1 protein-coding gene is annotated in these 297 nt (G+C 76.1%); it reads right to left on the minus strand.

The genetic code is table 11. The features are described from left to right. On the minus strand, window positions 1-199 hold a 199-nt coding region (locus GT030_RS08830; protein ID WP_161200617.1), incomplete at its 3' end, for a hypothetical protein. Window positions 200-297 lie beyond the last annotated feature (98 nt).

Below are 297 nucleotides of genomic sequence, written 5' to 3' on the forward strand. Positions count from 1 at the left end.
CGGCGGCGGAGAGCGGGTCGCTCAGCCGGCCGCCCAGCGCGCGCAGCCTGTCCTCCTCGGCGGCCGTGCGCGCGGCCCAGTCGGCGGTCTCCGGGGCGCGCAGCGCCTGAACGGTGTCGGCCGGGAGGCCGGCCACGCGCAGCATGAAACGGCGGTGCAGGGTCACAGTGGTGTCGGCGGCTGTGGTGGCCGGGCTCATACCGTGCTGCCCCTTTCGTGTCGGGACTCCCGCGGACCGGGCAGGAGGCGGTCGGTCGGGCGGGTCATGGGGCGACGATGTCGTAGCGGTAGTCGGCG

The sequence above is a fragment of the Streptomyces sp. SID1328 genome (assembly GCF_009865595.1).
Taxonomy (GTDB): Bacteria; Actinomycetota; Actinomycetes; order Streptomycetales; family Streptomycetaceae; genus Streptomyces; species Streptomyces griseoluteus.